We start from the raw sequence: 24294 nt of genomic DNA, 5'->3' as shown, positions 1-24294 counted from the left end.
CGGGACTATCGATGAACAAGGTACTGGTAACCGGTGGCGCGGGCTTTCTCGGTTCGCATCTGTGCGACCGGCTGCTGCGCGACGGCCATGACGTGCTGTGTGCGGACAACTTCTTTACCGGCAGCAAGCAGAACATCGCCCACTTGCTCAACCACCCGTACTTCGAGTTGATGCGCCACGACGTGACCTTCCCGCTCTACGTGGAAGTGAACCGCATCTTCAACTTCGCCTGCCCCGCCTCGCCGGTGCATTACCAGCACGACCCGGTGCAGACCACCAAGACCAGCGTGCATGGCGCGATCAACATGCTGGGCCTGGCCAAGCGTACCCACGCGCGCATCCTGCAGGCATCGACCAGCGAGGTGTACGGCGATCCGGAAGTGCATCCGCAGCGCGAGGAATACTGGGGCCGCGTCAATCCGATCGGTTTCCGCAGCTGCTACGACGAAGGCAAGCGCTGCGCCGAAACGCTGTTCTTCGACTACCACCGCCAGCACAACCTCGACATCAAGGTGGTGCGCATCTTCAATACGTATGGTCCGCGCATGCACCCCAACGACGGGCGCGTGGTCAGCAACTTCATCGTGCAGGCGCTGCGCGGCGAGGACATCACCATCTACGGCGACGGCAGCCAGACGCGCAGCTTCTGCTATGTGGACGACCTGATCGAAGTGATCGTGCGCATGATGGACAGCGAGGCCGGTTTCACCGGTCCGGTGAACATCGGCAACCCGGTCGAGCACACCATGCTGCAGCTCGCCGAGCGGGTGATCCAGCTGGTGGGCGGCCATTCCAAGTTGGTGTTCCGCCCGTTGCCCTCGGATGATCCGCGCCAGCGCCAGCCGGACATCTCGCTGGCCAAGCAGAAGCTAGGCTGGGAGCCGCGCGTGAGCCTGGACGATGGCCTGCGCGAAACGATCGCCTACTTCCGCAAGCTGCTGAAGGGAGAGGTGGCTGCATGAAGGCGGTGACCTTCAGCGTCGTCATCACCAACTACAACTACCGGGACTACGTCGGCGAGGCGATCGACAGCGTGCTGGCGCAGACGCGTGCCGCCGCCCAGCTCATCGTGATGGACGACGGTTCCACCGATGGCTCCGCCGCGTGGCTGGCCGAACGCTACGGCAGCGACGAGCGCATCACCTTGCGCTGCGTGAGCAACGGCGGCCAGCTCTCGGCCTTCGTGAAAGGCATGGAAGGCGTCACCGGCGACGTCGTGTGTTTCCTCGATGCCGACGACCGCTGGGACAAGGACTATCTCGCGCGCATCGGCGAGGTCTACGACAGCCGGCGCGACATCGATTTCGTGTTCACCGACGTCAATCTGTTCGGCAACGAGCAGGGCCTCGTCGGTTACGCCGATCGCGCCACCGATCTGGGCTTCACCGCCATCAGCACCTGGGTGACCGCCTATTGGTACGGCGCGGCGACCTCGGCACTGTCGATGCGCCGGCCGTGGGCGCAGCGCGCACTCGACCTTCCGCACGCGTTCCTCAGCACATGGCGCATCTCGGCCGACAACTGCCTGGTGTTCGGCACCAGCGTGCTCGGCGCGCGCAAGTACTACCTGCCCACCGGCCTGGTGCACTACCGCGTGCACGGCGCCAACGGCTGGTGGCATGCACGCGAACGCGAGAACCAGTTCGTCAACCTGTTCCGCTCGCGCACGCTGATCAACCACTATGCCGAGCGCATGCATATGGACGTCCATACGCTTGACCTGGCCAAGGCGGAATTCCGCAGCAAGCCGGAGCCGGGCATGGACGAAGCCTGGCGCTATGCCGGCATCGCTTTCCGTCGTGGCACGTCCGGTTGGCTCAAGCGGCTCGAGCGCACCGTGTCCATCCTGCGGCACGGTCGCAAGAGTCGCGGCAAGGCGGGCGCGTGATGTCCGCCGGGGCTCGTCATCCATGAGCGCCGGCCTCGAGCTCAAGGTCAGCGTGGTGCTGCTGACCTACAACTGGCCGCAGGCACTCGAACGCATGCTGGAAGGGCTGGCGCGCCAGTCCCAGCTGCCTTACGAAGTGATCGTCGCCGACGACGGTTCGACCGCAGAGACGGCGGCTCTGGTGCAGCGCCTGGCCGCGAGCTTCCCGGTGCCGCTGCGCCATGTATGGCAGGAAGACCACGGTTTTCGCGCGGCGCGTGCACGCAATCGAGGGATCGCCGCGAGCCGCGGCGATTACGTGATCCTGCTCGACGGCGACATGCTGGTCCATCCGCATTTCATCGCCGATCACCTGATGCTGGCCGAACGCGGATTCTTCCTGCAGGGCGGTCGCATCAAGGCGACGCCGGAAGAATCCAAGCGCTTGTTGGCGGGCGGTGCGCCCGTGTTCGCGCCGTGGTCCAAGGCCGACTTCGGCGAATTCGATGGCACCAAGAGACTTTACGCATTTCACGCACCGGCGTTGGGGCGGTGGAAGTCGCGCTCGCGCAACGGCGGCCGGGTGATGAGCTGCAACATGAGCTTCTGGCGCGACGATCTGCTGCGCGTGAACGGCTTCGACGAGCGGATGGAAGGCTACGGTGCGGAAGACCGCGAGCTGGCGGCACGCCTGGAAAACACGGGATTGAAGCGACGCGCGCTCAAGTGGGTCGCGCTTGCGGTGCATTTGTGGCACAACTCGCGTTCCCCGCCGGAAGTCGACGACATGGACCTGCCCAACAACCGCCTGTTCCATGCCACGCGCACGCAAGGCATCACCTGGTGCGATGCCGGCATTAGCCAGCATGTCGATCTGCTCGGCGACAACGACCGCGCAGCATGAAACTGCTTTACACCAACTTCCATGGCGGCGACGGCGGCGGTCACACCACCTATGTCCGCGAGTTGGCGGCTGCACTTGCCTCGCGCCATGAAGTGCACGTGGCCGCCCCTCCCGGCAGCCGGCTGAATCGCGAGGCGAGAGCCTTGCCCGGGGTGTTCGTGCTGGACCAGCCGTTTCCCAACGGCATCAACAAGTGGAAGGCGCGGCGTCGTGCGCGCGTACAGCTCGCTGCGTATTTGCGCGAGCAGGCGTTCGATCTCGTCCACGTCAATGGTTCGGCCGACCACCGCCTGGTGCTTTCGGCCATGCCGGCCAGGCGTCCCGCCCTGGTGTGGACCAAGCACAACTCCAAGCCTGTGCGTGGCATTGGCGCGGCGCTGCGCGCGCGCCGCACGGACATGGTGATCGCCGTTTGCGACTACACGCGCCGCGAATTGTTGCAGACCGCCTATCGCCGCTGCCGCCTGGAAACGGTCTACAACGGCGTCGATATCGAACGCTGGTCGCCGTGGCCGGCCGACGAAGCGAAGGCCGAACGCGCCAGCTGGAACGGCGGCGACGACGGTGTCTTCTTGCTCGGCAGCAATGCAGGAACCGCCAGCTACAAAGGCTGGATGGATCTGATGGAAGCGTTGCCCTTGCTTCCTCCCGATATTCGGCAGCGTGTGCGCGTACTGATTGCCGGCGTACCGCCGCAGGCCGCCGAGCTTGAACGTGTCGCGGCGCTGGGGTTGTCCGACCAGGTGGTTTTTCCTGGCGTGCTGAGCGACTCGCGCGGCCTGGTCGCTTCGCTCGATGCGGGCTTCGTCCTGTCCTATGACGTGGAGACGATTTCCTTCGCCTGCCGCGAAATGATGTCGATGGGCAAGCCGGTACTGGTCACGCGCTATGCGGGGCTGCCCGAGAACATCCACGAGGGGAGCGATGGCTGGATCGTGCCGGTGCGTGATCGCCAGGCCATGGCTGAAGCGGTGAGAACATTGGTCGAACAGCGCGGCGTGCTGCCTGCGATGGGTGCGGCTGCACGTGAGCATGCAGAGCGGGAGTTCGGTTTGCCCTTGTTCGTGGGCAGGACGGAAGAGGCGTACGAGAAGCTGCTGCGTGCTTAAGCGGCTCTAGCCAGCAACGGGTCACCTTGTGGGAGCGCACTTGTGCGCGACAAGCCTACGGAGCAGTACGTCCGGGCGCCCATGTCGCGCACAAGTGCGCTCCCACAGAAAGGCAGGTGACTGGGGTAGATCTGCGCTGCGCATTTAGCGCAGTGATCGGCACAGAGGCAAGACTGCCCCCTTTCCCCGACGGGGGAAGGGAAAAGTGCAATGTGCCGCGAGCGTTACTCCTCCAACGCCGCCGCCGGCACCCGATCCACGTCTTCGCTAGGCAGGCATCCCGGCACCACGGCGTCGGCCTTGAACATCCACCACTCACGCCGATTCGCGTGCCCCAGGCTCACCGCCTTGCTGCGATCCACGCAGTTCGCCATCACCCCATCCAGCGCAAACAACCAGCGATGCTCGGGATCGGCGGCCTGCCACTTCACCGCTGCAGCGTATTGCTCATGCCAAGGGCGAGTGAAACCAAAGTCCGTTGCCGGATGGTCGAACATCAGCAGGTTCTGTTCCTTCCACGCCACCATGCCGATCTGGTCGCCCGCCGGCAGGCGTTCGCGCACGTCGCGCATCACGCCGGCCGCCGAACTGGAGTCGTTGAGAACTGGATACGCCCAGAAACTCAGCGTCAGCCATATCGCGGCCATGCCGCAGGAGACGGCGAGGACTGCGCGGCGAACCCGCAGTGTGGCGATCAGTGCAAACAGAACGGCGCCGAGGGTCACGCCCATCCACCAAAGCGCCTGACCGCCATCGTCGAAACCGCGCGCGATGGCGAACTCGGTGGTGAACTTGGGGTGTGCGATGAGCGCTGCTGCTCCAATACCGAGCACGGCCGCACCCATGATCCCGATAAAGACGAGCCCCGCCACGCGCAACCAGCGCTTCTGCAGCAGCTCGTCGAGATACGGCGCACTGACCAGCGCCAGCATCGGCAGCGCCGGCATGATGTAGACGTCGCGCTTGCCCTTGGGGATCGAGAAGAACACCAGCAGCAGCACGATCCAACCCAGCGGCAGCAGGATGCGCGCGTCCTTGGCCTTCAACGAGCGCCACCAGCGCGGCAGCATGCCGGGATAGGTCAGCGACAGCGGCAGCCAGGTGAACAGCACGATCGGCACGTAATACAGCGTGTTGTGGTGGTGATCCCACGACTTGCTGTAACGGCCGGCCGTCTGATGGAACAGGATATCGTTGACGTAAGCCGCATAGGTCGGATCGCCCGCGTGCGCCTTGGCACCCAACAGCATCGGCACCAACCATAGCGCCATGGCCAACAGCAGCGCGAGCAGACCCAGCGCCCAGCGCCACCACGCACCCTCGCCCATGCGCGCCACGCCATGCCACTGGCCGAATGCGGCCACCAGATACGGCACGATCATCAAGAGTGCGAGTACGCCCACGCCCTTGGTGATCACGCCCAGGCCTGCGCAGAAACAGCCGAACCAGAACGCCCGCCAGTTCGGCCCCTTGAGCATATGCACCAGCAGGCCCCAGTTCGCCGCCGTGATGTAGAACATCACCAGCGGATCGATCTGCGCGCGCTTAGTCTGATAGACGAACTGGAAGGTGATCAGCAGCGCCGACGCCGCATACATGCCGACCTGCCGATTCCACAGGCGACGGCCGAGGTCATACACCAGTGCCAGGCAACCCAGCGCCGCCAGCAACGAAGGCAGCAGGAAGGCGATGCGCCAGTTGCGCAGCACCGTGTAACTGGCCGCTTCCAGCCAGAACAGCATCGGCGGCTTGTCCGAATACAGCTCGCTGCCGCGATGCGGGAACAGCCAGTCGCCGCTCTCCACCATATGCTTGGCGGCCAGCGCAAAGCGCGGTTCGTCGGAAGGCCAGGGATCGCGCAGCCCCATGCCGGCACCGATCACCACCAGCGCGATCAGCAGCAACAGCCAGAAGCGGCGGCGTTCCAGGGGAGTGGCTTCAGAAAAAACGGACATGCTTGTATTTCCGGAGATGCGGCAGGGCCGCGTCGCTGATCGAATAGCCTAACGGCGCTGCCTTGTCCCTGGCTTAGGCGCGGCGCACGGCCCGCAAGTTTCAGGCCTTCTCAAGCACGGCATAGTACATGCCGTCGAGGTCGCCATCGCCCGGCAGCACCTGCCAGCCCACGCTGGCGGCCTGGCCCACCGGCAGGGTGAACTCCACGGCGCGGGCATCGGGCCGATCCTTCAGCCACTCGCCGACGACGGCATCGTTCTCCGCGCGCAACATCGAGCAGGTGATGTAGACCAGCCGCCCGCCCGGCGCCAGCAGAGGCCAGAGAGCGGCCAGGATGCGTCGTTGCTGTGCGGCGAGCGGCGCGAGGTCGCTTTCGCGACGGTGCAGCCGCACATCGGGCCGGCGACGCAGCACGCCGGCAGCCGAGCACGGCGCGTCGATCAGGATGCGATCGTAGGGCTTGCCGTCCCACCAGCCCGCCGGCTCGCCGGCATCGCCGACGACGATGCTGGCTTCGAGACCGAGGCGCTCCAGGTTCTGGCTGATGCGTTGCGTGCGCTTGGCGTCGAATTCCAGCGCGGTCAGTGCGACGCTGGCACGCTCCAGCAGATGGCAAGCCTTGCCGCCCGGGGCAGCGCAGGCATCCAGCACGCGCTGGCCATCGCGCACGTCGGCGAGGTCGGCGGCAATCTGCGCGGCGCCGTCCTGCACCGCGAACTCGCCGGCGGCGAAGCCGGGAAGGCGGGTGACGTCGGTGCTGTGCGGCAGCACGATGCCGTCGTCCAGCCATGCATGTGCATCGGCCGTATAGCCGTCCAAACGGAGTCGCTCGATCAGCGAGTCGCGCTCGGTGCGCCGGTGGTTCACGCGCAGCATCAGCGGCGGTTCGACGTTGTCCGCCGCCATCACGGCATCCGCCTGCTCCGGCCAGTCGCGCGCCAGCATCCTGGCCAGCCACACCGGATGCGCGTGGCGCGTCTGCGGCTTGGCGTCGAGTTCGGCCAGCAGCGTCTCGCGTTCGCGTTGCCAGCGGCGCAGCACCGCATTCACCAGGCCTGCCATGCGTGGACGCTGCAGCGCGCGCGTGGCTTGCACGGTGGCGGCCACAGCGGCGTACGCAGGCATTTCAAGAATTTCCAGCTGCACCAGCCCTAGCACCAGCAGCGCGTGCACCACCGGCTCCTTCTGTCGCAGCGATTTTTCCAGCAGGCGATCGAGCACCGGATCGAAGCGCAGCCACCAGCGTGCGCCATCGCTCAGCAGGGCCATCAGCAGCGCGCGATCGCGACCGTCCGCCAGCTTCGGTGCATGGCGCTCCATCGCCTCACGCAGCGAGGTGCCGCGCAGGGCGACGTCGGCAAGGGCTTGGGCGGCTAGAGCACGGGTGTCGGTCATGGAGGGGGAAGGTAGTGGATGGGGGTGAGAAGCGGGGATGAACGAGGCCCAAGCTTTTTGCTCGTCATTCCGGCGTAGGCCGGAATCCAGTAGCGGCCACAATCGGTTTCTGCGTGGCTTTGAAAGGCTTTGATGGATGCTCAGCGAGAATCTATCGCCCCGCCACTGGATTCCGGCCTGCGCCGGAATGACGAGCTTGTTAGGCGCCGCGTGTCTTCATGGCGTTGAAGTAGTCGGCCGCCGTAATGCGCTTGCCGCCCGACCGCTGCAGTGCGGTCACGCGCAGCGCACCTTCGCCGCAGGCGATGTCGATGCCCTCGCGGCTCATGCCGAGCACCGAACCGGGTGCGCCGTTGCCTTCAATGGCTCGGGCGGCCCATATACGCAGCATTTCGCCAGCAACATCGCCCTCGGCCACCGGCCACGGATCGAACGCGCGAACCTGGCGCTCCAGCTCGATCGCCGGTCGCCTGAAATCGAGCCGTGCCTCAGCCTTGTCCAGCTTGTGCGCGTAGATCACGCCATCTTCCGGTTGCGCCCGTGGCAGCAAGGTCTCGCCAGACAGTACGCGTGACAGGCCTTCGGCGAGCGCATCCGCGCCCAGCGCGGACAACCGATCATGCAGCGAACCACCGGTGTCCTCACCGCTGATCGGCGTACGCCGCTCCAGCAGCACCGGACCGGTGTCCAGCCCCGCTTCCATCTGCATCAGGTCGACGCCGCTTTCGTCATCGCCGGCCAGGATGGCGCGCTGGATCGGCGCCGCGCCGCGCCAGCGCGGCAGCAGGCTGGCATGCACGTTCCAGCAGCCCAGGCGCGGGATGGCCAGCACCTTGCGCGGAAGGATCAGCCCATAGGCCACCACCACCATCAGGTCCGGTGCGTACGCGGCCAGTGTGGCGCGCGCTTCTTCGGACTTCAGCAATTCGGGTTGCTCGACCGCGATGCCGGCCGCGAGGGCGGCCTGCTTGACCGGGCTGGGCGTCAGCTTGCGGCCGCGGCCGGCGGGACGATCGGGCTGGGTATAGACCGCCACCACCTCCGCACCGCTGGCGCGGCACGCTTCGAGGCAGGGAACGGAAAATTCGGGAGTGCCCGCGAAAACGACGCGGAGCTTCAAGCGGTGGCCGCCTGCTTGCGCTGCTTTTCCAGCCGCTTGAGCAGCATGGAGCGCTTGAGCGGCGACAGGTAGTCCACGAACACCTTGCCGGCGAGATGGTCCATCTCGTGCTGGATGCACACGGCCAGCGGGCCTTCGAATTCGCGCTCGATCTCGTTGCCGTCGACGTCGTTGGCCTTCACCGTGACCTTCAGGGCGCGGGTGACATCGGCATAGATGCCGGGGAACGAGAGGCATCCTTCCTGATAGACCTGCGCGCCGTCCTTCTGGACCAGGCGCGGGTTGATCAGGGCCAGCGGCTGGTTGCGCTCGTCGCTCATGTCGGCGACCAGCACCTGCTTGTGCACATTGACCTGGGTGGCGGCGAGACCGACACCATTGGCGTCATACATGGTCTCGAACATGTCGGCCACGAACTGCTTGAGTTCGGCGTCGAACACGCTCACCGGTTCGGCCTTGGTGCGCAGGCGGGGATCGGGGAATTCAATGATGGTCAGGACGGACATGGTTTTTACCTCAGCGCCGAAACTGCGGGCGAATCGGTGAAAACCAAGCCCGGAGCGCATCTAGAATGGCCCTTATTGTACGCCGCCAAGCCCGTGTCTGGCATGCCGTTTTGCCAACTGGACACGGTTGCGTGAACAAGTTGTTCGGTTACACTCGCCCGAGCGTTGGGGGATGGGGGATTCCCGTTTATGATCAGAAAGTCCATCGGACTGCTGGCCGGCATGCTGGTCACGGTTGCTGTTTACGCTGCGGGTGCGCAATTGCGCGCCGATCACCCCGATACCTACACGGTTCGAAAGGGCGACACCCTTTGGGCGATTTCCGCACGCTTCCTGTCCAAGCCCTGGCTGTGGCCGGAAATCTGGCAAGCCAACCCGCAGGTGCAGAATCCGCATCTGATCTATCCGGGTGACGTGCTGAACCTGTCGTTCGCCAACGGTCCGCGCCTGGGCTTGCAGCCTCGCGTGCGTGCCGAAGGCGACGCCATTCCGGCCATTCCGCTGGATCAGCTGCAGACCTTCCTCAAGGAAATGCGCGTCCTCAACAGCGAGGACGTGGAGAACCTGCCCTATGTGGTGGGCTTCGAGGAAGCGGATCTGCGCGGCACCGTGGGCAAGAACGTCTACGTTCGCAACCTGACTTCGACACCGGGCCAGCGTTTCGCCATCGTGCGGCCGACCCAGACCTTCCGCGACTTCGACAGCAAGAAGGGCCGCGATGGCGGCTCGGACCTGGTGGCGCATCCGCTGGACAGCAATGTGTCGCTGGTCCGCACGCCGTGGAAGGAAGACTTCCGCGACGACGGCCACTACGGCCACGGCGAGGACATCGGCACCGAAGTCAGCGTGATCGGTACCGCCGAAGTGCTGCGCACCGGCGACCCGACCACCCTGCTGCTGTTGAACTCCACCATGGAGATCAACAAGGGCGACCGCCTGCTGCCGATCGACGACAAGCCGTATGACGCCTACTACTACCCGCATGCGCCGAAGTCGGTACCGGGCAATGCGCGCGTGATCGCCTTCGCCGATGCCTACGATGCGGTGGGTCCGCACCAGGTGGTGGCGCTGAACATCGGCTCGCACGACGGCGTGGACAACGGCCAGACCTACTCGATCTACCAGCCGGGCGAAACCATCAACGACGACGTGGCCCACAACAGCTGGAACCGCGGCACCGGTGTGGACGTGACGCTGCCGCAGGAGTTCGTCGGGCACGTGATGGTGTTCCGCACCTTCGACCGGGTGAGCTACGGCCTGATCATGGACGGCCTGCGTCCGGTGCATAAGCACGACAAGCTCGAACTGCCGGAATAAACCTCCGGCGGTCGGGGACGACAGAACGGCGCGGTCATCACCGCGCCGTTTCTTTTTGCGCCGTCCTTAGGCTGGATGGCCATGAACGCCACGCCACATCTTCGTACCTGGCTCACCCTTCTGCGCACGCCGCGCTTCGCCTCGGTGAGTCTTCGCGAGCAGCTGGCGATCCATGGCGGGATCGACGCCGTGCACGCCGCCCTGCTGCAGCGCCTGGCCGAGTTGCCCCCGGATACCCGCGGCTGGCTGGAACGGCCTGACCAGCGGCGCCTGGACGCCGACCAGGCCTGGCTCGAACAACCCCGCCACCGCCTGCTGCTCTGCACCGACGAGGATTTCCCGCCGCAGCTCGAGACCATTGCACAGCCGCCGGTCGCCCTGTTCGTGGCCGGCGACACGAGCCTGCTGCTGCGTCCGCAGCTGGCCATCGTCGGTGCGCGGGCGGCCACGCTCGCCGGGCGTACGTATGCGGGTGCCTTCGCCGAGGACCTGGGCCACGCCGGCTTCGTGATCACCAGCGGCATGGCCGAAGGCATCGACGGCGCCGCCCACCTGGCGGCACTCGATGCCGGGCTGCCCAGCGTGGCCGTGGTGGGCACCGGACCGGACCGGGTATACCCACGCCAGCACCATGCGCTGGCACGGCGGCTAGCGGCCGAAGGCGCGCTGGTGAGCGAGTTTCCGCCCGGTACGCCGGCCCGCGTGGATCACTTCCCACGCCGGAATCGCCTGATCTCGGGCTTGTCGCTGGGCACCCTGGTGGTCGAGGCCGGGCTGCAGTCCGGCTCCCTGATCACGGCACGGCTTGCCGCGGAACAGGGCCGCGAGGTGTTCGCTTTGCCCGGTTGCATCCATAATCCGCTGGCTCTCGGTTGCCATCGGCTGATTCGCGATGGCGCGCGGCTGGTGGAAACAGCGGCCGAAATCGTGGAAGCGCTTGCTCCTGCTGCTGTCGCAATGGGTCGTGAGTTGGCTGGCCGGCTGGATCGGTCCGCTCTCCCGGCACCCGGAGCGACGGCATTCGAAGCCGATCCATCCCGTCAGGCGTTATTCGATGCGCTCGGTTACGGGCCGGTGGCGTTCGAGGATTTGGCAGGCTCGACCGGCAAAGCTGTCTCGGACCTTACATCCGAGCTGCTGATGCTGGAGCTGGAAGGCAAGGTCGAAGCGCTGCCAGGCAATCGCTACCAACGCTTGCCGGGCTATTAGAAAGCCGACGTGCAGCGCGCTTTCACATCGTTCAGCTTGACGGCGTGATGCCGCCATGCCTTTAACTAAATATAGGAAGCCGGCCCGGACAGGTCGGCTATAGATGGCGGATAGCAAGCTTCATGGCAAAAAACCTGCTTATCGTCGAGTCGCCGGCTAAGGCGAAGACGATCAACAAATACCTCGGCAAGGACTTCCAGGTCCTCGCTTCCTACGGCCACGTCCGTGACCTGCGCCCGAAGGAGGGCGCGGTCGACCCGGACAACAACTTCGCCATGGCCTACGAGGTCATCGACCGCAACGAGAAACACGTCGACGCCATCGCCAAGGCCGCCAAGCTGGCTGACGACATCTATCTGGCGACCGACTTGGATCGCGAAGGCGAGGCGATCTCCTGGCACATCAGCGAGATCCTCAAGGAGCGCGGCCTGACCAAGGGCAAGACGCTGCATCGCGTGGTGTTCTCCGAGATCACGCCCAAGGCGATCAAGGCCGCCGTGGCCTCGCCGCGCCAGCTGTCGCTGGACATGGTCGATGCGCAGCAGGCCCGTCGCGCGCTGGATTACCTGGTGGGCTTCAACCTGTCGCCGGTGCTGTGGCGCAAGGTGCAGCGCGGTCTGTCCGCCGGCCGCGTGCAGTCGCCCGCGCTGCGCATGATCGTCGAGCGCGAGGAAGAGATCGAAGCGTTCGTCGCCCGCGAGTACTGGACCATCGAGGCGGCGCTGCGCCATCCGGAAGGCGACTTCAGCGCGCGCCTGACCAAGCTCAACGGCAAGAAGTTCGAGCAGTTCGACCTCACCAACGAACACGATGCGCTGGCTGCGCGCCACGCGCTGAAGCAGGCCGCGCACGGCCACCTCACCGTCAGCGAGGTGGGTAGCAAGGAACGCAAGCGCCGCCCGGCGCCGCCGTTCACCACCTCCACGCTGCAGCAGGAAGCGGCGCGCAAGCTCGGCTTTTCCACCAGCCGCACGATGAAGATCGCCCAGGGCCTGTACGAAGGCGTATCGATCGGTACCGAAGGCAACGTCGGTCTGATCACCTACATGCGTACCGACTCGGTGGCGCTGTCGGAAGATGCGGTCGGCGAGCTGCGCCAGCTGATCACCCGCGATTTCGGCGCCAAGGCGCTGCCGGATCATGCGCAGGTGTACAAATCCAAATCCAAGAATGCGCAGGAAGCGCATGAGGCGATCCGCCCGACCTCGGCCATGCGCACGCCGCGCGAAGTCGCTTCGTACCTCAACGACGAACAGCGCAAGCTGTACGAGCTGGTGTGGAAGCGCACCGTCGCCTGCCAGATGACCCACGCCACGCTCAATACCGTGTCGGTGGAATTCGCCGTGCCGCATGTGGCCGGTGGCGATGCCTCGTTCCGTTCCACCGGTACCACCGTGATCGATCCGGGCTTCCTCGCCGTGTACGAGGAAGGCCGCGACCAGAAGACCGCCGAGGACGACGACGAAGGCCGCCGCCTGCCCAAGCTCGACGTGGGCGAGAAAGTGGCGCTGCAGGACATCTCGGCCGACCAGCACTTCACCGAGCCGCCGCCGCGCTACTCCGAAGCGAGCCTGGTGAAGACGCTGGAAGAACACGGCATCGGCCGTCCGTCGACCTATGCCAGCATCATCCAGGTGCTGCTCAACCGCGAATACGTGTTCCTCGACAGCCGCCGCTTCAAGCCGACCGACGTGGGCCGTGCGGTGAGCAAGTTCCTCACCGCGCACTTCACCCGCTACGTCGACTACGACTTCACCGCCAAGCTCGAGGATGAGCTGGACGCGGTCAGCCGTGGCGAAGAAGCCTGGGTGCCGCTGATGGAGCGCTTCTGGCAGCCGTTCAAGCAGCAGGTGGACGAGAAGACCGAATCGGTCGACCGCAGCGAGGCCACCGGCGCGCGTGAGCTGGGCACCGATCCCAAGAGCGGCAGGCCGGTGTCGGTGCGCCTGGGTCGCTACGGGCCGTATGCGCAGATTGGCGACAAGGACACGGACGAGAAGCTGCAGTTCGCGTCCCTGCGTCCGGGCCAGAGCATGCACACCATCACGCTGGAAGAGTCGCTGGAACTGTTCAAGCTGCCGCGCAAGCTCGGCCAGGCCGAGAACGGCGACGAAGTGTCGGTGGGCGTGGGCCGCTTCGGTCCGTTCGTGAAGCAGGGCAACACCTATGCCTCGCTCAAGCCCGAGGACGATCCGTACACCATCGAACTGCCGCGCGCCCTGCAGATCGTGCAGGAAAAGCTGGAGATGCTGGCCAACCGGATCATCAAGGATTTCGGCAACGGCGTGCAGGTGCTCAACGGCCGCTACGGCGCGTACATCACCGACGGCGAGAAGAACGCGCGCATTCCCAAGGACCAGGAACCGAAGGACCTGACCGAAGCGCAATGCGCCGAGCTGTTGGCGGCGGCACCGGTCAAGAAGGGCCGCGGTGCGTTCAAGAAGACCGCCGCCAAGAAGGCTGCGGCCAAGAAGGAGCCGGCGGCCAAGAAGGCAGCTGCGAAGACGGCCACCAAGAAAACGGCGGTGAAGAAAGCGGCGACCAAGAAAACCGCCGCGAAGAAGACCGCCGCCAAGAAGGCCACGGCCAAGACCGCCACCAAGAAGGCCGCGACCAAGAAGAAGACCACGGCGGGCGCCTGAGTGACGGCACGCTTCGCCCTCACCCAGCTTGATGCCGCCGCTACGCTGTTGCGCAGCGGCGGGGTGCTGGCCTATCCGACCGAGGCGGTGTTCGGCCTCGGTTGCGATCCGCATAACCCGGTGGCCTTCGAGCGGCTGTTCGCGCTCAAGCAGCGGCCGCCCACCCAGGGCGTGCTGCTGATCGCGGCGGCGTTTGCCCAGGTCGAGCGCTATATCGACCTGGCCGCCGTTCCGGCCCAGGTGCTGGCGCAGGTGTGCGAGAGCTGGCCCGGTCCCTACACCTGGATCTTCCCCCGCTCGCCGGCCGTGCCTGACTGGGTGGCCGGATCCCACGCCGGCATTGCCCTGCGCGTGACGGCGCATGAACCTGCTGCCGCGCTGTGCCGGGCCTTCGGCGGCGCCCTGGTTTCCACCAGCGCCAATCCGCATGGCGAGCCGCCTGCCCGCAGCGCCGACATCGCGGCCGACTACTTCGGCCCCGCGCTGGATGGGGTTCTGGACGCGCCGCTCGGCGAACACTTACGACCGACACAGATACGCGACGCGCTCTCGGGCGCTATGATCCGTTCCTGATCGGGGCCGTAAGGACTTGCCGGGCGTTCGGCGAGGATGAACGGCTTCCGCACGCCATGAGCTCTCAGTAGGGAGTGATTCAGTGGCTACCGCGAGGATGGGGATCGTCGCGGGCTCTCTTTTCCGTCCGCAGTCGGGTCAGCGCAAGCTGGACCGGAGGGCTGACGGCCGTCGTTGGAGAACAGCTTGTCCATCGTTTTCGAAAACGTCCAACTTGAACGTTCCGAGCTCGAGCTGCCCCTGCTGGCAGCCGGCGCGGCCGATCGTCCGGTGGTCTGGCGCCAGGCACAGCCGGTAAGTGCCGCGCGCTTCATGGCGCATGTGCAGGCGGTCGCCGAACAGCTTCCCGTGGCCCCTGCCGCCGTGAACCTGTGCGAAGACCGCTACGCCTTCCTGGTGGCGTTCTGCGCCATTGCACTGCGCGGCCAGACCAACCTGTTGCCGTCGTCCCGCGCGCCGCAGGCCGTGGCCGAGGCGATGGCCGCCCACCCCGGCAGCTACGCGCTGGGTGAGCTGGCGCTGGATGCGCCGCCGGCCCATTTCCGCCATCTGCCTGGCCTGATGGATCCACCCGCCGAAGGCGGCACGCTGGCCATTCCCGCGCTGCCGGCCGACCAGGTGGTGGCCATCGGCTACACCTCCGGCTCCACCGGCACGCCCAAGGCCAATCCCAAGACCTGGGGCAGCTTCAACGCCAGCAATGCGGGCAACCTGCGCATGCTGCACGCCTCGGTCGGCAGGCATTTCCACGTGGTCGCCACGGTGCCCCCGCAGCACATGTACGGCATGGAGATGTCGGTGCTGCTGCCCTTGCTCGATGATGTCGCGGTGCACGCCGGACGTCCCTTGTTGCCGGCCGACGTGGCGGCCGCGCTGGCCGAGATACCCTCGCCGCGCGTCCTGGTGACCACGCCGATCCACCTGCGCGCCCTGCTCGAATCGGGCGTCGCCTTGCCGCCGATCGACGCGATGGTGTCGGCCACCGCGCCGATGCCGTTGGAGCTGGCGCAGGCGGCCGAGGCGCGCTTCGGCGCACCGCTGCTGGAAGTGTTCGGCTCCACCGAAACCTGCGTGTTCGCCAGTCGCCGCTCCGCGCACGACGAACCCTGGCTGCTGTACGACGACGTGCAACTGCACCCGCAGCCGGACGGCACGCAGGTGCGCGCGCCGCAGCTCGAGCAGCCGATGACGCTGGCCGATATCGTCACGCTGCACGATGGTGGCCGCCGTTTCCGTCTGTGCGGGCGCCATTCGGATCTGCTCGATATTGCGGGCAAGCGTGCTTCGCTGGGCGATCTGACGCGCCGTCTGCAGGCCATTCCTGGCGTGCAGGATGGCGTGGTGTTCCAGCTGGAAAACGGCGATGCGCTGGGTGTGCAGCGCATCGCCGCGCTGGCGGTGGCGCCGGGCATGGACGAACAGGCCATCCTCGACGCGTTCCGCCAGTCGGTCGATCCGGTGTTTCTGCCGCGGCCGCTGAGGTTGGTGGAGGCATTGCCTCGGAATGAAACCGGGAAGTTGCCGAGAGCGGCATTGTTGGCATTGCTTTGAGGCCCTGACCCGCGATGCATCCACTTCTCCCTCTCCCCTCTGGGAGAGGCCCGGGGTGAGGGGCGGGTGCTCGCGAAAGCGGTGATAGGGAAGGGCTTTGCCCCACCCCACCCCATCCTCCCGCTGAAGCTCCCTCTCATGCTGCGCTGCGAAATCTCCCCCTCGCCGCTTACAATGACGCGCTGCGCCACCCCCGGCGCTCCCCTTCGGCAGTTGGAGTTCCCATGAAAGTCCTGGTCATCGGCAGCGGCGGGCGTGAACACGCGCTGGCGTGGAAGCTCAAGCAGTCGGCACGCGTGAGCGAGGTGATCGTGGCGCCCGGCAATGCGGGTACGGCGCGCGAGAAGGGCGTGCGCAATGCCGATATCGCGGTGACGGATCTGGACGGCCTGTTCAAGCTCGCCAAGGACGAAAAGATCGGGCTTACCGTGGTCGGTCCCGAAGTGCCGCTGGTGGCGGGCGTGGTGGACAAGTTTCGCGCGGCGGGTTTGCGCTGCTTTGGTCCGCGCGCCGTGGCGGCGCAGTTGGAGGGTTCCAAGGCGTTCGCCAAGGACTTCCTGCTTCGCCACAACATTCCCACCGCGCGCTATGCGGTCTTCACCGAACTCAATCCCGCGCTCGCCTATGTGCGCCAGCACGGTGCGCCCATCGTGATCAAGGCCGACGGCCTGGCGGCGGGCAAGGGCGTGGTGGTGGCGCTGACGCTGGCGGATGCCGAGCAGGCGCTGCACGACATGCTGGGCGCGCACCAGTTCGGCGATGCCTCCGCACGCGTGGTGATCGAGGAATTCCTCGACGGCGAAGAAGCCAGCTACATCGTGATGAGCGATGGCCAGCACGCCCTGCCGATGGCCAGCAGCCAGGACCACAAGCGTCGCGATGAAGGCGACCTGGGCCCGAACACCGGCGGCATGGGCGCGTATTCGCCCGCGCCGGTGGTCACCGCCGAAGTCGAGAAGCGCATCCTCAAGGAAGTGATCGAGCCCACGCTGCGCGGCATGGCGATGGAAGGCGCGCCCTTCATCGGCTTCCTCTACGCCGGTCTGATGATCGACAAGAGCGGCGCGCCCAAGGTCATCGAATACAACGTGCGCTTCGGCGATCCGGAAACGCAGCCGATCATGCTGCGGCTGAAGTCAGACCTGGTAGACCTGATCGAAGCCGCGCTCGACGGCGAGCTGCATCACACCCACGTGCAGTGGGACCCGCGTCCCTCGCTGGGTGTGGTGATGGCCGCCGGCGGCTATCCGGGCAAGGTGCGCAGCGGCGACGTCATCACCGGCCTGGACAGCGATTTTGGTCCCGACGCAAAGGTGTTCCACGCGGGTACCCAGCTCGATGCGAAGGGCAACGTGGTCACGGCCGGCGGTCGTGTGCTTACCGTGTGCGCGCTCGGCAAGGATATCGCCGCGGCCCGCGCCAACGCCTATGCCGCCGTGGCGAAAATCCATTACGAAGGCGCCTTCTGCCGTCGCGACATCGCGCATCGCGCGCTGCACCGCAGCTGACGTTTTCGGCCGGGGCGACCTGCGTTTTCAATCCCGTTCGCAGATCGCCTTCAGCCCTCGCAGCACGTCGCCGAAATCACCCGTCACCTCCGGCCCGATGGCTTCCGCCTGCGGGCCGGTGATCTGCGTGGCATAAGTCACTTTCACGCGATGCGGCGTGAGCGCTTCGAGACGGTGATCGACCACCACGCGTGTTTCGTCGATCACCGTTTCGTCGGTGAAGCCGCGCAGCTCGTCGACCGCAATCAAGGTGCTGACGAACGCATCGGTTCCCGGTGGCTGCATGGTGAAGGTGCTGCCGGTGACAAACGGCCCGTGCAGCGCGATGCGTTCGATGCCCGCGTTCCAGCGTACCCAGCCGTGCACGTCGGCCCATACCGCCCATACCTGCGCGGGCGCGGCGTCGATCTCGATGCTTTGCTCATGCGTCCACATCGCAGCTCCTTGGCGGTGCGAAAGTCGGCTTCCTCAGCCCGGGATTTCCGGCTCGACCAGGTTGGCCAGGTGCAGCAGCGACTCCTGCCAACCCAGATAGCAGGCGTCGGTGGGAATCATCTCCGGAATGCCCTCCTGCACCACGCTCATCTCCGTGCCGCAGGAAACCTGCTTAAGGGTGATCGTGCTCTGCATCTCGCCCGGCAGGTTCGCATCGTCGAAGCGCGCGGTGTAGCGAATGCGTTCGCCGGGCACGAGTTCACGATAGGTGCCGCCGAATGAATGCGTGTGGCCGCTGGTGAAGTTGGTGAACGACATCTGATAGGTGCCGCCGACCTTGCCATCGAGATGCTGCACCTTGCCGGTGAAGCCGTTCGGCGGCAGCCAGCGCGCGAAGGCGTCGGCGTCGAGAAAGGCGCGGTAGATCTTCTCGGGCGTGGTGCGAAGCACGCGGTGAAGCTTGACGGTTCCGGTGGTCATGAGCAGCGCTCCTGTGAAGGGAAGAGCGGGCCTGTGAGTGGCCCGTCATCGATTCGACGAACGACGGCAACGCGTTTCGACATCCACTCTCAATCGCGTCGGCGCAGCGTGACATGAATCGCGCGCTCACCGGATACGCTTTCCACGCATGCATAGCCCAGCGCCGGCAGGTCCAGGCCCTCGAACAAGGCTTCGCCACGTCCCAGCAGCACCGGGCGCACCGCGAGATGAAGTTCGTCGAGCAGCCGTGCCTGCAGATACTGGCGCACCGTGGCCACGCCGCCGCCCACGCGCACATCCAACCCGGCTGCCGCTGCGCGAGCCTGCTCCAGTGCCGCGTGGATGCCGTCGGTGACGAAATGGAACGTGGTGCCGCCGGCCATGGTGAGCGGCTTGCGCGCATGTTGGGTCAGCACGAAGACGGGCACGTGATAGGGCGGCTCGTCACCCCACCAGCCTTTCCAACTCTCGTCCGGCCATGGGCCGCGCACGGGGCCGAACATGTTGCGGCCGAGGATCCATGCGCCGATGCCGTTGAAGCCCTGCTCGGCCATGCGGTTATCCACGCCGGTTTCGCCCTCGCTGCCGCCGTGCATGCGCTGCCATGCCTGTGTCGGAAAAAACCACTCCATCAATCCGACGCCGCCCACCCCAAGCGGGTTATCCAGGCTTTGATCGGGGCCTGCGCCGTAGCCGTCGAGCGAGAGGGCAAAGCTTTGCACGCGAAGTTTCGACATGTTCTGCGGTCCGTAGCGAGCGGTCGATTAGTCGACGCATGACCCGGGAGGATTTCGACACGGCGCCGGGCTGCGATCGATCACGGACCGCAGCATGACAGAACGGGTGTCAGCGGCGCGACCGCCGCGGTTTGCGCCGCCGCGGTCGCCCGAACAAGACGCGCAGTTCGTCCTTGGCGGCCTCCAGATGCGAGCGCTGGCGCGCAGGCAGCTGTTTGCCGCCGCGATTGATGTAGAAATTGAGCATCGACATGGCCGACTGAAACGGCGATGCCTTGCGTCGCTTGCTCGCCTCGGCCGAATGCTTCAACGAACGGGCGATGGCGGCGGGATCGTCCTTGGCAAAAATACCTTCCTTGAGATCGAGCGCATCGCTGCTTTCGGTCACACGCTGCGACCAGCGACGTTTGCCGCGCGCGGAGCGATGCTGGGTGGTGGAAGCCTTGGCCATGATGGATCGCCGTGACGATGGGTTGGGTGAGCTGTAACGCGAGCGCAGTCACGGCGGCGTAAGAACAGGCTTAGCAACGCGTGACGCCTCCTCGTTCCCGGCATGGCGGCTGCTATGCTGCCCGCGACACGGGGACATCCACGCCAGGCTCACCGAGCCGCCACGCCAAGACCGCGCATGAGCCAATTCAACCTGCTGGGAAGCCGACGTTTCGCGCCATTCTTCTGGACGCAGGCGCTGGGTGCGTTCAACGACAACGCGTTCCGCAACGCGATGGTCATGCTGGTGGCATTCCAGATGGGGCTGGATGACAAGACGGTGTCGCTGTACACCAATCTGGCGCCCGCGCTGTTCATCCTGCCCTACTTCCTGTTCTCCGCCACGGCGGGACAGCTGGCGGAGAAGTACGAGAAGTCGCGCATCATCCGCTACGTGAAGCTGTTCGAGATCGCCGCCATGGCGATTGCCGCCATCGGCTTCTACACGCACCACACCACCTTGCTGCTGGTGGTGTTGTTCCTGATGGGCCTGCATTCCACCACCTTCGGGCCGATCAAGTACGCCATCCTGCCTCAAGCGCTGAAGCCGGAGGAACTCGTCGGCGGCAACGGCCTGGTGGAAATGGGCACGCAACTGGCCATGCTGATCGGCATGATCGCCGGCAATTCGCTGATGCTGATCGCCGGCTTCGGCCCGATCGCCGCATCGGCCACCACCATCTTCATCGCCGTGCTTGGCTACCTGGCCAGCCGCCGCATTCCGCCCGCGCCAGCCACGGCGCCCGAGCTGGTGTTCAACTGGAATCCGATCACCGAAACCGCGCGCGTGCTCGGCATCACCAAGCAAGACCGTCGCGTGTTCAACGCGGTGCTGGGCATCTCGTGGTTCTGGTTCTTCGGCACGGTATTGATCGCCCAGCTGCCGAACTACACGCGCCTCAACCTGGGCGGCGACGGCTCGGTCAACACGCTGGTGCTCACCTTGTTTTCGCTGGGCACGGGCGCAGGTGCGCTGTTGTGCGAGCGCATGTCGGGACGTCGCGTGGAAGTGGGCCTGGTGCCGCTGGGTGCGTTCGGCCTGACCGCGTTCGGCGTGGATCTCTATCTGGCGCACCCGCATCTGGCCACGGTGCACGGCCTGGATTGGCTGGGCTTCCTGCGCAGCCCCGGCAGCTGGCGCGTGGCAATGGATCTCACGCTGATCGGTGTGTTCAGCGGTTTCTACGTGGTACCGCTGTTCGCCTTCGTGCAGGCGCGCTCGCCGCGCGACCGGCTGTCGCGTGTGATCGCGGGCAACAATATTCTCAATGCGTTGTTCATCTGCGTGGCGTCGGGTTTTGGCCTGGCGCTGGGAGCGCTCGGTCTCTCCGCGGTGCAGATCTTCCTCGCGGCCGCCGTGCTCAACGTGGCGGTGGCGGCGTACATCTTCACCATCGTTCCCGAATTCCTGATGCGCTTCATCACCTGGGTGCTGGTGAACACGCTGTACCGCGTGCGCGTGCACGGTTTGCAGAACATCCCGGAGGAAGGTCCGGCGCTGCTCGTGTGCAACCACGTGAGCTTCATGGATCCGCTGCTGCTGATGGCGAACCTGCGTCGGCCTGCGCGTTTCGTCATGTACTACAAGATCTTCAACATCCCGCTGCTGAAGTTCGTGTTCCGTACCGCCAAGGCGATTCCCATCGCCGGGCAGAAGGAAGATCCCGCGGTGTTGCAGCGTGCCTACGATGACGTGGATGCAGCGCTCGCCGATGGCGAAATCGTGTGCATCTTCCCCGAGGGCGGCCTGACCAAGGATGGCGACATCGCGCCGTTCCGACTTGGCGTGGCGCGCATTCTCGAGCGTCGCCCGGTGCCGGTGGTACCGCTGGCCTTGCGCGGCCTGTGGGGCAGCGTGTGGAGCCGACGCGATTCGATGATGCATCGCGCGCGTTTGCCGCGTCGCTTCCGCGCACGGGTGGAACTGGTGGCGGGTGCGCCGTACTCGCCGGCCGACGCACAGTTGGAAACGCTGGAAGCGCGCGTGCGCGAGCTACGCGGCGATCTGGCCTGAGTTGCTCAGCCCATCCAGCCTGCCAGCACGATCAAGGCGACCACGCTGAGCCACGCCAGTAGCGCACGCAGCAGCGTGCCGCGCAGGCGAATCAATTCGCCCAGGGTGTCGATGCGTTCCTCGGCGTAACCGTCGCCTGCCTCGATATCCACCTGCACATCCGCACGCGCGGCCGCGCCGAGAAAACCGGGGCCCTCGACGTACCAGCTGTTCGGCGACTGCTGCTGATGCCAGCGCTTCCACGCGCCGATCACGGCATCCCAGTGACCGACCAGCGCCAGCGTGAACACCATCAGCTGCGAGGGCAGCCAGTCGGCGACGTTGGCGAAGGAGCGCGCAGCCTGGCGGGCGGCGCCATCCAGATGGAGGGACTGATCACGGCCCAGCGTCTGCGCAAGCCGATAGAGCAGCGCGCCGGCGGGCCCCAGCAGGAAGAACCACAACAGCACGCCGAAGCGCCGGCGCAACGCGGCATAGACGGTGGCTTCGCCGAGCGCGATGGCATTCCAGCTCACCGGATCGCCATCGTCGGAAAGCGCCTGTGCGGCTGCTTCGCGCGAGGGTTGGTCGGGCGCCTTGATGATGGCTTCGAGGTCCGCTTCGTAAGCGTGCGGACCGAAGCAGTACAGCAGTACCAGCAGCGAGAACGCGAGGCGGAACAATTCGCTGCCCGGCAACAGGCTGATCAGCCAGATCGCCACCAGGCACAGCACCACCGGTACGCCCAGCGTCACAGCGACGCGCGCGGGACCGCTGGTATCGCCCAGCTGCGCTACCCAGCGCCGGAATCCACCATCGCCGCGCCAATGCACGAGTTGCGGCATGACATGCACCAGACCCAGTGCGATGAGTGCGGATAGCAAGCTGACAGCCATGAACGCGTTTCTCCCGGTTGACGGGCGCATTGTAGGACAACGTGATGACGGGTCAGCGGGGGCGTGGCTCGTCATTCCGGCGCAGGCCGGAATCCGGTGGCAACAAGACCTGATTTTCGCCTCGGTCGCTGGCTGGTGGTCGATATGTTTCGCGAAAACCCAAAATGATCGCTACTGGATTCCGGCCTGCGCCGGAATGACAAATAGGAAAGGTTGCGAAAACCTCAGCCCTTGCGCTGCGCCGCCAACTCGTCCAGCTCCAACCCCGCCTGCTGGCGCAGCCAGTGTTCGAGCAGTCGATAGGACACCGACAGCGGCGGCGACGGCAGAAAGCTGCCGTCGGCGATGCCGTCGACGATGTCCTGCGGCGTGAACCAGCGCGCTTCTTCCAGTTCCTGGTCGCGCAGGCGGATGGTGCGCGAGAGGGCCTTCGCCGTGAATCCGACCATCAACGATTGCGGCAGCGGCCACGGCTGGGACGAGTGGTAATGCACCTCGCCCACGGCGACGCCCGATTCTTCCGCCACCTCGCGGCGCACGGCATCTTCCAGCGCTTCGCCCGGCTCTACGAAGCCGGCCAGCGTGGAGTAGCGGCCCTTCGGCCAGCCGGCCTGGCGACCGAGCAGGCAGGCACCTTCGTGTTCCACGATGACGATGACCGCGGCGTCGGTGCGCGGGAAATGCATGCGGCCACACTCGGCATTGGTGCATTGCGCGCGATGGCCCGAGGCCACCAGCACCAGCGGCGAGCCGCAATACGGACAGTGGCGCGTTTCGCGCTGCCAGTGCACCAGGCCCTTGGCATAGGCGAACAGACCGGCCTCGTCGGTGGGCAACAGCAGGCCCACGTCGCGCAAGCCGGCGCGGCGCGCGCCCAGTGCCAGTTCCAGCGCGGCGGCGTGGTGCTCGTCGTCCACCGCGAGCAGAAAGGTGGGACGTTCGTCGTGCAAACCCAGGAAACTCGCCTTCACCTCGCCCAGCAGCCGTTCGCGTTCGGCGCTATCGAGCCAGCGCAACGCGGTGTCGTCTGCCCGCAGGTAGGTCTGGCCCAGCGGATCGATCAGCAGGTAACGCGCGCGGTCGGACACCGCCTGCTCGTTCACCCACATCGACTCGTCGCGCCGCTCGGCGACGCGATCGAGGATCAGGCTGAGTCCCGCGAAGGTATTGGGTCGCGACGAGGTGATGCGATCCATGCGGTGACGAATCTCAGGTCGAGAAAGAGGAGCCGCAGCCGCAGGTGGTCTTGGCGTTGGGATTGCGGATGACGAACTGCGAGCCGCTGAGGCTTTCCGAATAGTCGATCTCGGCGCCGGTGAGGTATTGCAGCGACAGCGGGTCGACCAGCAGCGTGACGCCCTCGCGGTCGATCGCGAAATCGTCCTCGGCGCGCGCTTCGTCGAAGGTGAAGCCGTACTGGAAGCCCGAGCAGCCACCGCCGGTGATGTACACGCGCAGCTTCAGCTCAGGGTTGCCCTCTTCCTGGATCAGCTCGTGCACCTTGCGGGCCGCGGCCTCGGTAAACACCAGTGGGCTGCCGGCGCTGCGGTAGTCGGGAACGATGGGGAGGGAAACGACGGTATCCATGATGCTCAAGTGGGGATGCG

Annotated in this window: 22 protein-coding genes; 11 read left to right on the top strand and 11 right to left on the bottom strand. The window is 65.8% G+C overall.

From position 1 onward, the window contains the following. Window positions 1-11: 11 nt before the first annotated feature. From ACN9MB_RS21760 to ACN9MB_RS21745, 4 genes are read left to right on the top strand one after another with little or no spacing between them, the layout of a single operon-like run. Window positions 12-962 (top strand): UDP-glucuronic acid decarboxylase family protein, encoded by a 951-nt coding sequence (locus ACN9MB_RS21760; protein WP_426270283.1) that lies wholly within the window; start codon window positions 12-14, stop codon window positions 960-962. After that, entirely contained in the window at window positions 959-1888 is a 930-nt protein-coding gene (locus ACN9MB_RS21755) for a glycosyltransferase family 2 protein (RefSeq protein ID WP_204634718.1), read from the top strand. Before ACN9MB_RS21760 ends, ACN9MB_RS21755 begins: the two co-directional genes overlap by 4 nt. Before the next feature lie 22 nt (window positions 1889-1910). Continuing rightward, window positions 1911-2771 carry a glycosyltransferase family 2 protein gene (locus ACN9MB_RS21750; RefSeq protein WP_426270281.1) on the top strand — a complete coding sequence of 287 codons (861 nt, stop codon included), beginning with the start codon at window positions 1911-1913 and terminating at the stop codon, window positions 2769-2771. Then, window positions 2768-3880 (top strand): glycosyltransferase family 4 protein, encoded by a 1113-nt coding sequence (locus tag ACN9MB_RS21745; RefSeq protein ID WP_426270280.1) that lies wholly within the window; start codon window positions 2768-2770, stop codon window positions 3878-3880. The genes ACN9MB_RS21750 and ACN9MB_RS21745 overlap by 4 nt, the downstream gene beginning before the upstream one ends. A gap of 224 nt (window positions 3881-4104) precedes the next feature. Here ACN9MB_RS21745 and ACN9MB_RS21740 read toward each other — a convergent pair whose 3' ends face one another. The 4 genes from ACN9MB_RS21740 to def all read right to left on the bottom strand — a co-directional run bounded on the left by ACN9MB_RS21740 (window position 4105) and on the right by def (window position 8857). Then, a complete protein-coding gene (locus ACN9MB_RS21740; RefSeq protein WP_426270279.1) occupies window positions 4105-5835 on the bottom strand; it encodes an ArnT family glycosyltransferase in 1731 nt (576 codons plus the stop codon). Between the two features lie 100 nt (window positions 5836-5935). After that, complete coding sequence (gene rsmB, locus ACN9MB_RS21735) at window positions 5936-7231, bottom strand: 16S rRNA (cytosine(967)-C(5))-methyltransferase RsmB (RefSeq protein ID WP_426270278.1); 1296 nt, start codon at window positions 7229-7231, stop codon at window positions 5936-5938. A 199-nt stretch (window positions 7232-7430) separates the two neighbouring features. Beyond that, window positions 7431-8351, bottom strand: a complete 921-nt coding sequence (gene fmt, locus ACN9MB_RS21730) for a methionyl-tRNA formyltransferase (RefSeq protein ID WP_426270277.1) — start codon at window positions 8349-8351, stop codon at window positions 7431-7433. Continuing rightward, window positions 8348-8857: a peptide deformylase gene (def, locus tag ACN9MB_RS21725; protein ID WP_204634712.1), complete on the bottom strand. Its 510-nt coding sequence runs from the start codon at window positions 8855-8857 to the stop codon at window positions 8348-8350. Before def ends, fmt begins: the two co-directional genes overlap by 4 nt. 189 nt (window positions 8858-9046) lie before the next feature. Between def and ACN9MB_RS21720 the strand changes: the two genes are divergently transcribed. From ACN9MB_RS21720 to purD, 6 genes are all read left to right on the top strand, one after another. After that, entirely contained in the window at window positions 9047-10174 is a 1128-nt protein-coding gene (locus ACN9MB_RS21720) for a LysM peptidoglycan-binding domain-containing protein (RefSeq protein WP_426270276.1), read from the top strand. An 81-nt stretch (window positions 10175-10255) separates the two neighbouring features. Then, on the top strand, window positions 10256-11383 hold the full coding sequence (gene dprA / locus ACN9MB_RS21715) for a DNA-processing protein DprA (RefSeq protein ID WP_426270275.1): 1128 nt from the start codon (window positions 10256-10258) through the stop codon (window positions 11381-11383). A 122-nt stretch (window positions 11384-11505) separates the two neighbouring features. After that, window positions 11506-14025 carry a DNA topoisomerase I gene (locus ACN9MB_RS21710; RefSeq protein ID WP_426270274.1) on the top strand — a complete coding sequence of 840 codons (2520 nt, stop codon included), beginning with the start codon at window positions 11506-11508 and terminating at the stop codon, window positions 14023-14025. Then, window positions 14026-14598, top strand: coding sequence for an L-threonylcarbamoyladenylate synthase (locus ACN9MB_RS21705; RefSeq protein ID WP_426270273.1), 573 nt, complete (start codon window positions 14026-14028; stop codon window positions 14596-14598). 243 nt (window positions 14599-14841) lie between these two features. Next, complete coding sequence (locus ACN9MB_RS21700; protein WP_426271960.1) at window positions 14842-16149, top strand: AMP-binding protein; 1308 nt, start codon at window positions 14842-14844, stop codon at window positions 16147-16149. A 224-nt stretch (window positions 16150-16373) separates the two neighbouring features. Then, complete coding sequence (gene purD, locus ACN9MB_RS21695; RefSeq protein ID WP_426270272.1) at window positions 16374-17657, top strand: phosphoribosylamine--glycine ligase; 1284 nt, start codon at window positions 16374-16376, stop codon at window positions 17655-17657. Between the two features lie 27 nt (window positions 17658-17684). Here purD and ACN9MB_RS21690 read toward each other — a convergent pair whose 3' ends face one another. The 4 genes from ACN9MB_RS21690 to ACN9MB_RS21675 form a co-directional block, all read right to left on the bottom strand. Continuing rightward, window positions 17685-18092 (bottom strand): SRPBCC family protein, encoded by a 408-nt coding sequence (locus ACN9MB_RS21690; RefSeq protein ID WP_204634705.1) that lies wholly within the window; start codon window positions 18090-18092, stop codon window positions 17685-17687. Window positions 18093-18125: 33 nt separating this feature from the next. Continuing rightward, window positions 18126-18572, bottom strand: a complete 447-nt coding sequence (locus tag ACN9MB_RS21685; RefSeq protein WP_204634704.1) for an SRPBCC family protein — start codon at window positions 18570-18572, stop codon at window positions 18126-18128. Window positions 18573-18661: 89 nt separating this feature from the next. Then, window positions 18662-19309: a dihydrofolate reductase family protein gene (locus tag ACN9MB_RS21680; RefSeq protein WP_426270270.1), complete on the bottom strand. Its 648-nt coding sequence runs from the start codon at window positions 19307-19309 to the stop codon at window positions 18662-18664. 109 nt (window positions 19310-19418) lie between these two features. After that, entirely contained in the window at window positions 19419-19760 is a 342-nt protein-coding gene (locus ACN9MB_RS21675; RefSeq protein ID WP_204634702.1) for a DUF3175 domain-containing protein, read from the bottom strand. Between the two features lie 177 nt (window positions 19761-19937). On the opposite strand from ACN9MB_RS21675, the gene ACN9MB_RS21670 reads away from it, so the two are divergent. Then, complete coding sequence (locus ACN9MB_RS21670) at window positions 19938-21812, top strand: MFS transporter (RefSeq protein ID WP_426270269.1); 1875 nt, start codon at window positions 19938-19940, stop codon at window positions 21810-21812. A gap of 5 nt (window positions 21813-21817) precedes the next feature. Here the strand turns inward: ACN9MB_RS21670 and ACN9MB_RS21665 are convergent, their stop codons facing one another. The 3 genes from ACN9MB_RS21665 to erpA all read right to left on the bottom strand — a co-directional run bounded on the left by ACN9MB_RS21665 (window position 21818) and on the right by erpA (window position 24274). Beyond that, the gene (locus ACN9MB_RS21665; protein ID WP_204634700.1) at window positions 21818-22687 is read right to left on the bottom strand and encodes a cobalamin biosynthesis protein; all 870 of its coding nucleotides are present in this window, start codon (window positions 22685-22687) and stop codon (window positions 21818-21820) included. A gap of 224 nt (window positions 22688-22911) precedes the next feature. Beyond that, entirely contained in the window at window positions 22912-23883 is a 972-nt protein-coding gene (gene nudC / locus ACN9MB_RS21660) for an NAD(+) diphosphatase (RefSeq protein WP_204634699.1), read from the bottom strand. Window positions 23884-23896: 13 nt separating this feature from the next. After that, window positions 23897-24274, bottom strand: a complete 378-nt coding sequence (erpA, locus tag ACN9MB_RS21655; RefSeq protein ID WP_204634698.1) for an iron-sulfur cluster insertion protein ErpA — start codon at window positions 24272-24274, stop codon at window positions 23897-23899. Window positions 24275-24294 lie beyond the last annotated feature (20 nt).

The sequence above is a fragment of the Dyella kyungheensis genome, assembly GCF_049913195.1.
Lineage (GTDB): Bacteria > Pseudomonadota > Gammaproteobacteria > Xanthomonadales > Rhodanobacteraceae > Dyella > Dyella kyungheensis.
The sequence above is the reverse complement of the archived record's forward strand: the minus strand, read 5'-3'. Positions and strand labels throughout refer to the sequence as shown.